The 12,186-nt window shown below is 32.7% G+C and carries 17 protein-coding genes and 1 riboswitch; all 17 genes read left to right on the top strand.

Going from position 1 to position 12,186, the window contains the following annotated elements; genetic code table 11:
* Window positions 1–169: 169 nt before the first annotated feature.
* The 17 genes from G9F72_RS23570 to G9F72_RS23495 all read left to right on the top strand — a co-directional run bounded on the left by G9F72_RS23570 (window position 170) and on the right by G9F72_RS23495 (window position 11,949).
* Window positions 170–565: an ArsR/SmtB family transcription factor gene (locus G9F72_RS23570; protein ID WP_224676231.1), complete on the top strand. Its 396-nt coding sequence runs from the start codon at window positions 170–172 to the stop codon at window positions 563–565.
* A 91-nt stretch (window positions 566–656) separates the two neighbouring features.
* Window positions 657–1,673, top strand: a complete 1,017-nt coding sequence (locus G9F72_RS23565; RefSeq protein WP_164958038.1) for a permease — start codon at window positions 657–659, stop codon at window positions 1,671–1,673.
* A gap of 27 nt (window positions 1,674–1,700) precedes the next feature.
* A complete protein-coding gene (locus G9F72_RS23560; protein WP_164946691.1) occupies window positions 1,701–1,928 on the top strand; it encodes a thioredoxin family protein in 228 nt (75 codons plus the stop codon).
* A 402-nt stretch (window positions 1,929–2,330) separates the two neighbouring features.
* Entirely contained in the window at window positions 2,331–2,867 is a 537-nt protein-coding gene (locus G9F72_RS23555; RefSeq protein ID WP_164958039.1) for a thioredoxin family protein, read from the top strand.
* The gene (locus G9F72_RS23550; protein WP_164958040.1) at window positions 2,864–3,556 is read left to right on the top strand and encodes a cytochrome c biogenesis CcdA family protein; all 693 of its coding nucleotides are present in this window, start codon (window positions 2,864–2,866) and stop codon (window positions 3,554–3,556) included. The genes G9F72_RS23555 and G9F72_RS23550 overlap by 4 nt, the downstream gene beginning before the upstream one ends.
* A 218-nt stretch (window positions 3,557–3,774) precedes the next feature.
* A complete protein-coding gene (locus G9F72_RS23545) occupies window positions 3,775–4,203 on the top strand; it encodes an arsenate reductase ArsC (RefSeq protein WP_164958041.1) in 429 nt (142 codons plus the stop codon).
* A 72-nt stretch (window positions 4,204–4,275) separates the two neighbouring features.
* Window positions 4,276–4,620 carry an ArsR/SmtB family transcription factor gene (locus tag G9F72_RS23540; RefSeq protein ID WP_224676230.1) on the top strand — a complete coding sequence of 115 codons (345 nt, stop codon included), beginning with the start codon at window positions 4,276–4,278 and terminating at the stop codon, window positions 4,618–4,620.
* Window positions 4,621–4,657: 37 nt separating this feature from the next.
* The gene (arsB, locus tag G9F72_RS23535) at window positions 4,658–5,725 is read left to right on the top strand and encodes an ACR3 family arsenite efflux transporter (protein WP_164958042.1); all 1,068 of its coding nucleotides are present in this window, start codon (window positions 4,658–4,660) and stop codon (window positions 5,723–5,725) included.
* Window positions 5,726–5,795: 70 nt separating this feature from the next.
* Window positions 5,796–6,164, top strand: coding sequence for an arsenite efflux transporter metallochaperone ArsD (arsD, locus tag G9F72_RS23530; protein ID WP_164958043.1), 369 nt, complete (start codon window positions 5,796–5,798; stop codon window positions 6,162–6,164).
* Between the two features lies 1 nt (window position 6,165).
* Window positions 6,166–7,908 carry an arsenical pump-driving ATPase gene (arsA, locus tag G9F72_RS23525; protein WP_164958044.1) on the top strand — a complete coding sequence of 581 codons (1,743 nt, stop codon included), beginning with the start codon at window positions 6,166–6,168 and terminating at the stop codon, window positions 7,906–7,908.
* Between the two features lie 375 nt (window positions 7,909–8,283).
* On the top strand, window positions 8,284–9,363 hold the full coding sequence (locus G9F72_RS23520) for a C40 family peptidase (RefSeq protein ID WP_164958045.1): 1,080 nt from the start codon (window positions 8,284–8,286) through the stop codon (window positions 9,361–9,363).
* A 101-nt stretch (window positions 9,364–9,464) separates the two neighbouring features.
* Window positions 9,465–9,530: riboswitch (Fluoride riboswitch) on the top strand.
* 100 nt (window positions 9,531–9,630) lie between these two features.
* The gene (gene crcB, locus G9F72_RS23515; RefSeq protein ID WP_164958046.1) at window positions 9,631–10,071 is read left to right on the top strand and encodes a fluoride efflux transporter CrcB; all 441 of its coding nucleotides are present in this window, start codon (window positions 9,631–9,633) and stop codon (window positions 10,069–10,071) included.
* A gap of 4 nt (window positions 10,072–10,075) precedes the next feature.
* Window positions 10,076–10,429, top strand: a complete 354-nt coding sequence (gene crcB, locus G9F72_RS23510; RefSeq protein WP_164958047.1) for a fluoride efflux transporter CrcB — start codon at window positions 10,076–10,078, stop codon at window positions 10,427–10,429.
* A 336-nt stretch (window positions 10,430–10,765) separates the two neighbouring features.
* Window positions 10,766–11,011, top strand: a complete 246-nt coding sequence (locus tag G9F72_RS23505; RefSeq protein WP_164958048.1) for a hypothetical protein — start codon at window positions 10,766–10,768, stop codon at window positions 11,009–11,011.
* Between the two features lie 164 nt (window positions 11,012–11,175).
* Window positions 11,176–11,301 carry a hypothetical protein gene (locus G9F72_RS27235; protein WP_263487047.1) on the top strand — a complete coding sequence of 42 codons (126 nt, stop codon included), beginning with the start codon at window positions 11,176–11,178 and terminating at the stop codon, window positions 11,299–11,301.
* A 51-nt stretch (window positions 11,302–11,352) separates the two neighbouring features.
* Window positions 11,353–11,466, top strand: a complete 114-nt coding sequence (locus tag G9F72_RS27695) for an ArsA family ATPase (RefSeq protein ID WP_164958049.1) — start codon at window positions 11,353–11,355, stop codon at window positions 11,464–11,466.
* A gap of 339 nt (window positions 11,467–11,805) precedes the next feature.
* The gene (locus G9F72_RS23495) at window positions 11,806–11,949 is read left to right on the top strand and encodes a helix-turn-helix domain-containing protein (RefSeq protein ID WP_164958050.1); all 144 of its coding nucleotides are present in this window, start codon (window positions 11,806–11,808) and stop codon (window positions 11,947–11,949) included.
* Window positions 11,950–12,186: the final 237 nt, after the last annotated feature.

The raw sequence follows: 12,186 nt of genomic DNA, 5'->3' as shown, positions 1-12,186 counted from the left end.
TAAGTAATTATACTATACTTTTCATCTTATAAATAGGTGGCTAATTTTTTATTCTATATGTTTATTACCACACACATGCCACTTGCCACGTGGGTGGCACTTTTTTAAAAAAAGAGTTGACAAAAGCACCACTTAGGCATACTATGCATATATACCCATATGGATATATATGCATAGTATTATTTTATTTAAAGGAAGTGAGATGATGGAAAAACTATTGAATTTATTTAAAGTGCTATCTGACGAAACTCGGATGAGGATTTTAGTGCTACTATATCACAAAAAACTTTGTGTATGCCAGATTCAAGGAATACTAGAAGAAGGTCAGCCTAAAATTTCAAAGCACTTAGGTAAACTTCGCGACATGGGCTTTGTAAAAGATGAAAGGCAAGAACAATTTATTTACTATTACATAGATAAGGATAATGAGCTTCTTCGGGGCATACTAGAGAAAATAATCGCAAGTTCAGAAAATTACGATACCATAAGTAAAGATTTGAAAACCCTTCAAAAGGGTGATGAGTATACGGAACTGCTTAAAAATAGATGCAATCCTAGTAATTAACCACATAGCATGGAAAATGAAGAACAGCTAAAAGTGATGATTTAATTTTACAATTTGAACTTAAAAAATATTATACAGGTAGGTGACAAGAATGAATGTAATATCACAAATATTTAGTTGGATCAATAATGAGATTTTAAAAATGACTTGGCTTTCGAATCTTATTAAGGGTCTTGTGGAAAATCTATTTGGATTATCAATCAAAGAAAGATTAGGTGGCAGCATACATTTTTTCATTTATGACACTATAAAAATATTTATACTGTTATCTGTGCTGATTTTTCTTATATCCTATATTCAAAGTTATTTTCCACCAGAAAGAACAAAAAAACTTCTTGGGAATATAAAGGGCATTAAGGGAAATATATTAGGGGCGCTACTTGGAACTATTACACCTTTTTGTAGTTGCTCCAGTATTCCAATATTTATAGGATTTAACGCAGCGGGACTACCCCTTGGAATAACCTTTTCCTTCCTTATATCTTCACCACTTGTAGATTTGGCATCATTATTAATTTTAATGTCTTTCTTTGGTGCTAAGATTGCTATTGCCTATGTTGTTGTAGGACTAATTTTAGCAGTTATCGGTGGATCCATTATTGATAAATTAGGGCTTGAAGAGTATGTAGAAGGTTATGTTAAAGAAATAGAAAATGTGGACGCAGAGATAGTTGAAATGACAAAGGGCGAGCGAATATCTTATTCAAAGCAGCAGGTCAAAGACGTATTTCATAAGGTTTGGATATATGTTTTAATCGGGGTTGGTGTTGGCGCTGCCATTCACAATTGGATACCTCAATCAATAATAGAAACCGTAGTTGGAAATAACAATCCATTTGCAGTATTACTAGCTACTGCTGTAGGTATACCAATGTATGCTGACATATTCGGCACGCTACCAATAGCAGAAGCGCTATTTGGTAAAGGTGTAGGAATTGGTACAGTATTATCCTTTATGATGGCAGTAACTGCTCTTTCACTTCCATCCATAATTATGCTTAGTAAAGTTGTTAAACCTAAATTATTAACTATATTTGTAGCTATAGTTGCAACAGGCATAGTTATAATAGGATATTTATTTAATGCATTTTCATTTTTATTAGTTTAAAAATATAAGTTTAAAGGAGGAATTATTATGATAATAAAAGTTTTGGGTTCAGGATGTTCAAGTTGCAAGAAATTAGAGGAAAACACAAGAAAGGCAGTAGAGGAGTTAGGCATTGAGGCAACTATAGAAAAGGTTGAAGATTTTAAACAAATCATGGCTTATGGAGTTATGAAAACACCTGCTTTAGTGGTAGATGAGAAAGTGAAGATAATGGGAAGAGTACCATCAGCTGAGGAAATTAAGAAATATTTATAATTAAGTAAGTTAGTATATTAAGATACATTTACAAATCTACAAAATTGTAATAAGGGCCTAAAAATAAGGCCCTTATTACATATATTACATATCTTAATATTTAGATATAACGATTAAAAATGGGAGGGTTAAGATGGAAAAGAAAAGTCTAAATAAAAATAGTATTGTTTTACATTAGGACTAGCAGGGTTTATTGTTATGGCAGATAACTGGGTAGTATCACTTCATTAACTAATTTAGCAATATTTAGAGGACGCATTCTGTTTCATGGGTGGAGTTGACATACAATTAGCTCCTTTATATTTTCATTTTTGGAATAGCACATTGACAAACAATCTATGTATAAACATATCACATGATACATAGATTGATATAGATGAAAATTTAAGGGGTGTGCTTATAATGGATAAAATAAAGGGTGTAAAGTTTTCTAAGAATATGGCGAAAATATTAATACCTTTACTTATAGCTGTAGCTATAGGAGCAATATGGTATTTGAAAAGCTCTAATAAAACACCAATTGTTATAGATGATAATCACTCTTTTGATCTATACGTAACGGATAGCTTAGATATTGAAAAGCTTAAAGCTTATGGACTACCCATTATGATTGATTTTGGTGCTGATACCTGTATACCCTGCACGGAAATGGCTCCTGTTTTAAAGCAGCTTAACCAGGAGCTTCGTGGGAAAGTAATTATAAAATTTGTTGATGTCTGGAAATATCAAAGTTTAGCAGAGGGTTATCCCATCAGTGTAATCCCAACACAGATTTTTTTTGATAAGGATGGCAAACCTTATACCCCGAAAGACCCAGAAGCCTCACAAATGCAAATGTATTCTTCAAAAGATACAAAAGAGCATGCATTTACTACTCATGAGGGGGGGATGACTAAGGAGCAAATCCTCAGTGTATTTAAGGAGATGGGTGTGGAATGATTAATGAATGGCTAGATATATTATCAAAGCTTATATCTGATAGTTTTTGGCTTGCACCATTTATTGCACTACTTGCAGGGGTTTTAACCTCAGTTACCCCCTGTGCAATTACAAGTGTGCCCCTTGTAATTGGGTATGTAGGAGGCTCTGGAAATAATGATATAAAAAGAGCATTTAAGCTATCCATAGTTTTTGCTAGTGGGATGGCAGTTACTTTCACAATTCTCGGCACCATGGCGGCCATTCTAGGTAAACTTATGGGAACATCAAGCTCTTTATGGTATATCGCACTAGGTGTTTTGATGGTACTTATGGCACTTCAAGTGTGGGAGGTATATAATTTTATACCATCAACCTCTTTAGGGAGCAATAAACCTAAAAAAGGTTTTATAGGGGCCTTTGTAGCAGGAGTCCTAGGAGGAATATTTTCATCACCCTGTGCAACCCCAGTACTTGTAGTGTTACTTTCAATAGTAGCAAAGGAAGGCGATATCGCAAGGGGATTACTGCTTTTACTATTATATTCAATAGGACATAGCTTTCTAGTTATAGTAGCAGGAACATCGGTAGCTTTTGTAACAAGGCTTACCTCAAACGATAAATACAGCGCTTTTAGTAAAGTTCTAAAATATCTTATGGGCAGTGCTATTTTGCTTATTGCTTTTTATATGTTTTACTTGGGATTTTAGAAGTCTATAAAATAACGAAGGAGTGATTATAATTTATGGAATGAGAATATAAGGTCGTTAATGTAAAAGACAGATTCCAAATAATTAAAAAAATATAAGAATAATATATTGACAAAACATGTAGTCAATATTACAATATGAGTATAAGTGAATATACGAATATAAGATTTATGTTTTAAAACTAAAAATAATACATAAAACAAAAGGAGGATTATTTTATGAAACCAAAGGTAGCATTTATATGTGTTCATAATTCTTGTAGATCACAGATGGCAGAAGCACTGGGAGTGATATTTGGGTCAGAGGTGTTTGAATCTTATTCAGCAGGTACAGAAATTAAGCCTCAAATAAACCAAGATGCGGTGAGAATAATAAAGGATTTATATAAAATAGACATGAATGAAACTCATACATCCAAATTAATTGACGATATACCAGAAGCTGATATTGTAATAAAAATGGGATGTAATGTAATTTGTCCAATAATGGCTAATAGGCATGAGGAAGATTGGGGACTAGATGACCCAACTGGAAAATCAGATGATGAATTTATAAAGACAGCAAAAATAATTGAAGAAAAAATAAAGGATTTAAAGAAAAGAATTGAAAATAATGAAATTGATTTAAGTGGAGAAATGGAAATATAGTAACAAAGATATTTTTAAAGGCATACTATATGAGTACATGAGTATATAAAAATATGATAGGAGTCGATAATAGTGGTTGATATATTTAAAGCATTAGCAGAAGAGAATAGACTTCGCATATTGGCACTGCTTATAGAAGGTGAAATGTGCGTATGTGAAATTGAGGATTGTCTAGATATGAACCAGTCAAATGTTTCTAGGCATCTAACGGCACTTAAAAAGTCTGGAATACTTAAGGCTTACAAAAAAGCACAATGGGTGTATTACAAAATAGATAATAACTTTATAGAAAAAAACCCTGATCTATTTGCTTATTTAACAAAAGAACTGAAACAATTATCTTCCTATAAAAGTGATTGTGAAAAACTGGCTAAATCTAAACTTCAATGTTTATGTGATGTGAAAATGAAATTATAGTTTAAGTAATTTTAGAGAAATTAAGGAGTGATCAATTATGAGTGAAGTTAAAACACCTGAGATTGGATTCTTCGCGAGGTACTTAACGATTTGGGTAGCAGCTTGTATGGTAGTAGGCGTCCTTATTGGCAAGTTTATTCCAGGAATTCCTGAATTCTTAAATCAATTTGAGTATGCGAAGGTTTCCATACCTACAGCTATGCTTATTTGGGTAATGATTTATCCTATGATGATGAAGGTAGACTTCCAAAGCATTAAGAATGTTAGGAAGGAGCCAAAGGGCTTGTATATAACATGGGTAACAAATTGGCTTATAAAACCATTTACTATGTATGCAATATCTTCATTTTTCTTTTTTGTTGTATTCAAAGCATTTATTGCGCCTGAGCTAGCTACCCAATATCTTGCAGGAACCATATTGCTAGGAGCTGCGCCCTGTACTGCTATGGTATTTGTTTGGAGCACCCTTACAAAAGGCAATCCTGCTTATACTGTTGTACAAGTAGCCACCAATGATTTAATTATATTGGTTGCATTTATCCCTATAGTTAAACTTCTACTCGGTGTTAGCAACATTGCTGTTCCTTGGAGTACGCTGATTTTATCAGTGGTTTTATTTGTTGTTATTCCTCTGGCAGCGGGCATTTTGACTAGAACCATGATGACAAAGAAAAGAGGCCTCGAGTACTTTGAAAATACTTTTCTCCAAAAATTTAATAATGTAACTACTATTGGATTATTACTAATGTTAGTATTGTTATTCTCATTCCAAGGTGAAACCATTTTAAACAATCCATTGCATATTTTACTCATTGCGGTGCCACTAACTATTCAAACTTTCTTAATTTTCTTTATTGCTTATTTAGCTGGTAGAAAGTTAAAGCTAACACATGATATTGCTGCACCTGCTGGAATGATTGGAGCATCAAACTTCTTTGAACTATCAGTTGCTGTTGCAATTGCTTTGTTTGGTATGGATTCTCCAGCAGCTCTAGCTACAGTTGTAGGCGTATTAACTGAAGTGCCAGTAATGCTGATACTTGTAAAAATAGCAAACAATACATCTAATTGGTTTCCACAAACAGTAAACAATAACAAAAAATAATTAAGGGTATTAAAAATATTAGAAATGCTAAGAGTATTAAAGTAATAAAAGATGATTGGAGAGATTATTTATGAAAAAAATGCAAATATTTGAAGCTGCAATGTGTTGCTCAACAGGACTTTGTGGAGTAGGGGTTGACCCTGAACTTCTTAGGGTTTCAACTGTTCTTAATGCATTAAAGAAGAATGGTGTTGAGGTGGACAGATTTAACCTTTCAGGTTCACCGCAGGAGTTTGTGGATAATAAAGTAATTAATAAGTTCATTAACGAAAAAGGTATTGATGAGATGCCGATTACTATCTTAGATGGTGAAATAGTGCTTATAGGTAGATATCCAACAAATAAAGAATTAATGAAGCTTTTAAATGTTCCAATGAGCTTTTTAGGGGAAAAACCTAAAAGTTTTAAAATAAAAGCAGCCCCTAAATCAGGTAATTAACATGGAAATTTTTAATCCACAAAATATTAAACTTACAAAATATTTATTTTATACAGGTAAGGGCGGCGTAGGTAAAACTTCAACAGCTTGCGCTACAGCAGTTAACCTTGCTGATAGAGGGAAAAAAGTGATTCTTATAAGTACAGATCCTGCATCAAATCTGCAGGACGTTTTTAACACAGAACTTACCAATTGCGGTATTGCAATTGTGGAGGTGCCAAATCTTTTCGTTGCTAATCTTGACCCAATAAAGGCAGCGGCAGAACATAGAGAGAGCGTCATTGCCCCTTACCGTGGGAAATTGCCTGAGGCAGTGCTTAATAATATGGAAGAGCAGCTTTCTGGATCTTGTACCGTTGAGATTGCAGCCTTCAATGAATTTTCAAAATTCATAACCGATGAAAGGGTGCAGGAAGAATATGACCATATTATATTTGATACCGCACCAACTGGTCATACTCTTAGAATGCTTCAGTTACCATCAGCCTGGAGTAATTTTATAAGCGAAAACACACATGGCGCATCCTGTTTAGGTCAGCTATCTGGACTGGAGAGTAAAAGAGGAATCTATAAAAAAGCAGTAGAAACCTTAGGTAATGGAGCTTTAACAACGATTATGCTTATTTCTCGTCCTGAAATGACACCACTTAAAGAAGCAGAAAGAGCATCAAAAGAACTTTCTGAAATCGGGGTAAACAATCAAACCATGATAATCAATGGTTTGATGAGTTCTTATGATGATAGCGTATCAGAAAGCCTATATAAAAAACAACAAAAATCACTTAATGAAATGCCGCAGGGGTTACAGGGTATTACCACCTATATGGTACCACTTAGAGCTTACAATATAACGGGTATGGAAAATGTGCGGGCATTGCTTACCAAAGATAATTATAGTGTCAGTAGTGAAAAGATAAATGCGAAAACCATTCCACAGCTTAAAGATGTTATTGAGGATTTGTACAAAAGCAATAAAAAAGTAATCTTCACCATGGGCAAGGGTGGAGTAGGTAAAACTACAATTGCGGCGGCCATTGCACTAGGACTATCTGCAAAGGGCAAAAGGGTACACCTTACCACAACTGACCCAGCAGCTCATCTAAAATTTGTTATCAGTGAAAGCAGCAACATCACTATGAGTCACATTGATGAGCAGGCTGAACTAGAAGAATATAAGGAAGAAGTGCTATCCAAGGCAAGAGAAACTATGGCAGATGAGGATATTGCCTATGTAGAGGAAGATTTGCGCTCTCCATGTACCCAGGAGATTGCAGTTTTTAGAGCCTTTGCGCAAATAGTAGATAGTGCTGAAGATCAAATTGTGGTTATAGACACCGCTCCAACTGGTCATACTCTCTTGCTACTTGATTCAACCCAAAGTTATAACCAAGAAATCAAGCGCTCACAGGGAGATATCCCAGAATCTGTGAAAAAACTGTTGCCAAGGCTCCGCAATACCGATGAAACTGAAGTAATAATTGTAACTCTTGCTGAACCTACACCTGTATATGAAGCTATGCGACTTGAGGAAGATTTAAAACGTGCAAAGATTGCCACTAAATGGTGGGTTATCAATTCATCACTGCAGGCCACATCTACTACCAATAAATTGCTGTCTGCAAAGGCAAGCAATGAAATTGAATGGATTAACAAGGTTTGCGCACATGCAGAGGGTAAATTTGCGGTAATCCCTTGGAGCTCTGATGAAATAAAAGGAGATAAGTTAAAAGATTTACTAGTATAAAAATTTATTACATGATGGACCAATCTACTATGAAATATTTTAACAATCGGCGATACTACAACACTTGGAGGAGGATTTGTATATTTTAATCTTAATTATTTTTATTATTTAAGTATAAATATGAGCAAATACTAAATTAAAAAAGAGGTTGAGAAATAATTATTTCTCAACCTCTTTTATGGTATAATCATATTTCTGTTTTGATAGTATAGTACCCTATATTTTTCATTTACAATATGAACATATATAATTTTTACAAATTAATTTATGTTTTTTTGTTGAAGCCTGGTATAACATAGTGATACAATAAAAATATTGGTTTAAGAACGTTTACATTTTATAAATATTTACATATATTGATTAGGGGGGATTTGGTTGCGTAAAAGTATAATATCATTGATAGTAACAATTGGACTAGTTACTACGATAAGTATGCCTATATTAGCAAAGCCATTATCAGATAATTCTGGAAATGAGAAGGACTCTTATGATAGAGCACAAAGCAAGGTAGAGGATATACAAATTTCTATTGAAAAATTAGATTCAAATATAGAACAAATTTATGCGCAAATGGATGAAGCAAAAATTAAAATGGCAGAAACTCAGAAAAAAATCGACACAACAACAAAAGATATAGTAATTGCGGAAGATAATATTAAAGATGAAGAAGATCTTTTTAATAAGAGAATGCGAAGCATGTATATGAATGGTATGGATAGCTATTTAGAAATTTTATTAGACTCAAATGGAATAGAAGACCTTATTTCAAGAATTGAAAACATCAAAAAGATTGTAGAATATGATAATAAAATTATTGGAGAATTAACAGATAAGAAAAATGGAATTGAGGAGCAAAGGCAAGCCCTAGAAGCTGAAAAAACTAAGCTAGTGCTTTTGACAACTGATAATAAAAGCAAAATAGTAGTGCTTGAAGATAAGAAGAAAGAACAAAAAATACTAATTGCTGAAGCTAAAGTGCAAAAGCAATTATACGCTAGCCAGACTAGTGATGGACAAGCTATTGTAAATGTTGCTATGGCTCAAATAAATCAAATTAAAGATAGGGCGCCTAAGTATACACCATCTAGAGGGGCATCATTGCTTAGCGCGAGTGCCATAGTTGCTTATGCAAGTAATTTTTTAGGAACACCATATGCTTGGGGTGCGAATGGTCCTAGCAATTTTGATTGTTCTGGTTTTGTGAAATATGTATATGCTCATTTTGGAGTCTCAATGAGTAGATCTACCTCAACACAGGTAAATGAAGGGTCCTATGTATCAAGAGAAAATTTAGAGCCAGGGGATTTGATTTTCTTTGGATCATCCTCGAATCCGCATCATGTTGGAATGTATGTAGGAAACAACTCATATATTCACTCGCCTAGTACTGGGGATGTGGTTAAAATATCAGCACTTACAAGAAGTGATTACCTTACTGCAAGAAGAGTTAAGTAAAGTTAAGTATGGACAAACTAATTAAAGTTGGTCATTAGGAATATATATTATATATTCTGGGATAACTGTTGATTTTAATTATAAATATAGTATAATAAATTTATAAAATAGGTGATGGAGTTCACCTTAACTATTGTGATTTTGCAATTAATGACTCCTACTTAGAGCTAGGCTTTGAGTAGGAGTTTTTTATTTTATCATGATATATTTATCGTGTTTCATGGCAAAATAAGCAATATACTTTGGAAAAAGGAGTGACAAACACATATGAAAAAGTACACACTTATAGCCATAGGTGGAATGCTAGGAGCTATATTAAGATATTTTATAAAGAATATACATATTTATAATTATAAAGAAGTTATACCAATAAGCACTTTGTTAATTAATGTTTCTGGTAGCTTCCTCTTAGCACTAATACTAACCGTTTCATTTGAGATTTATCAATTTGATGCTGACCTAAGACTAGGTATAGCCACAGGATTTTTGGGGGCATACACAACTTTTTCCACATTATGCAAAGAAATTGTAAATCTTATGGTGCAAGGAGATTATTACTCTGCTATAACTTATATGGGGCTTACAACAATTTTAGGGCTTGCTGCAGCTTACTTTGGCGTGGTAGTAGCAAGGGAAGTAGTTTCGAAGTTTGTACACCATAAGAATGACTCAGATGATGTACAAATGGAAGATGGAAAGGAGGGTTGATTAAATGACATACGTGCTAGTTGCAGTTGGTGGAGCAGCTGGAAGCTTGGTCCGATATAGCCTTGGTAAATTTATAAGTGAAAAGTCAAGTACTGAATTTCCAATAGGAACTTTTATAATAAATATTACAGGGGCAATAATGCTCGGTGTTGTAAGCACAATTGGAGTAAGCAATGATATGATGCTACTTCTAGGGGATGGCTTTTTCGGTGCTTACACAACTTTTTCGACCTTTATGTATGAGGGATTTAATCTTTTTCAAGAAAGAGAAAAGCTCAATGCTTATATATATATTTTATGTTCATTAATATTAGGTGTAATAGGATATGCTTTGGGAACCAAAATAGGTAGCATTTAAGGCGATTCCTTTGATAAAAGAGGTAAACGAATGCTTGATTATAACTACAGATATTGATGTTGTAAAATATGGAAAAGAATAATTCTTTCAATGGGATATTCAATATTTATTCCTTCATGTATTAAAATTTGTAAACGGGTTAATACTTATAAAAGACTGTAATATTTTTTACATGTTTCTAAAATATACATATTATAACAAACTAAATATCATAAATCAATATAAATTATAATGTAAGTTGATTATATATCATGTATTATATATAATAGAAGTGCACAAGAAAAAACATGCAGTTTATATAATAATATTATCCATATTATACAAGGAGGAAGATAAATGAATATAGATGTAAACACACCAATTGACTACCTTTTAGAGACTTGGGTTACCTATTCAAAAAAGCTTTTCTCCACAATGCTAACTGACAAAGAAGAAATTGATGAATTTAATAAAGTGAAATTAGTTTTAAAAACAAAAGGAATTACAAATTTAGAAATACATAATGTTTACGACAGTGAGTATATTTTGCACTATACTAAGCAAGGTGGACTATTCAAAAAGCAATTTATTATAGAGAAATAAATAACATAAAATGCAATTTGCAGGGAAAATAATGCACACTAGTATTAAGTGCCATATTTCTTTCAAGTTGCTTTTTTTGCGTCATGGAAAAGACAATTATTCCTATGGCTTGAAAACATTTTAGTAGCATTGTTAACATAAAGGGTATAGAGAATTTACATGCTATGGAGAGTGATCCAGATAAGTCTACGCAGGATTATAAAAAAGGCCTACCTGCGCCTATGAAAGAATTATTTGATGAAGCACTAACAGGGCATACTATAAGACTTTTAAAGCTACCAGTAAATTAGAGCAAGCTACAACACCTTTCTTCAAAAATAAGAAATATGTAAGAAAAATATATGATGGAAATAAAAAATATCTTTAACAAGGCGAAAATAGTAAAAGTACCAATGTATGATAGGGAAGTCAAGGGCTTAAAGATGTTAAAAGAAATTGGTGAGAGCATCTTTTAAGCATATTTAACACTGTAAAAAGTGTAATTTTCAGGTTGAGAAATTATTTCTCAACCTTTATTATATTATAATCGAATATAATCAAATGTAATATGGTATAATTATATTTAATTAGTATAATTGAAGTCTTTATAAAGTTAATGAAGTTAAATACATTTAGTTAGATAATTAAAGTATTACAAAATATATAGATAGATAAAGAGAGTGATGTTTACTTAAAAAGCAACACTTTGAAATATAGGTTTATTTAAATATGTTAAGAAAGGAGAGAAAATGGTCGGAAAGACGAAAGAAACTGTAGAAGTTTAAAAGATTGAAAACATTAAAGATGATGAAATTATGACAATAGGTGAAGTCGCAGCATATCTTAAAATCAGTGAACAAATTATCATTAAATTGGTAAAAGACGGAGAAATTCCATCTTTTAGAATTGGAGAACATTATAGAATAAAGAAAAGTGATATAGCTGATTTCATTGAGTAGTTAAAGCAAGGTAAACGAGTTTAAAAGAGATAGGCCGGCTAGATTTTGATATAATTATCTTAACAAATTCGCTAAACATTGAAAAATGGATAAAGAATTATCAATGCAAGGGAAAAAATAGTCAAGATAACAATGAAAGCAATGCTGACAACGGAAACCGACGATGGAATCGGGAACACAAACTATTCTCTCGCAAAATAGCATTAAATTAATAAAAAATATAAAAAAAAGGTAGGT

It is taken from the genome of Clostridium estertheticum, from assembly GCF_011065935.2.
GTDB classification, from domain to species: Bacteria; Bacillota; Clostridia; order Clostridiales; family Clostridiaceae; genus Clostridium_AD; species Clostridium_AD estertheticum_A.
This window is presented reverse-complemented; position numbering and strand designations above follow the sequence as displayed.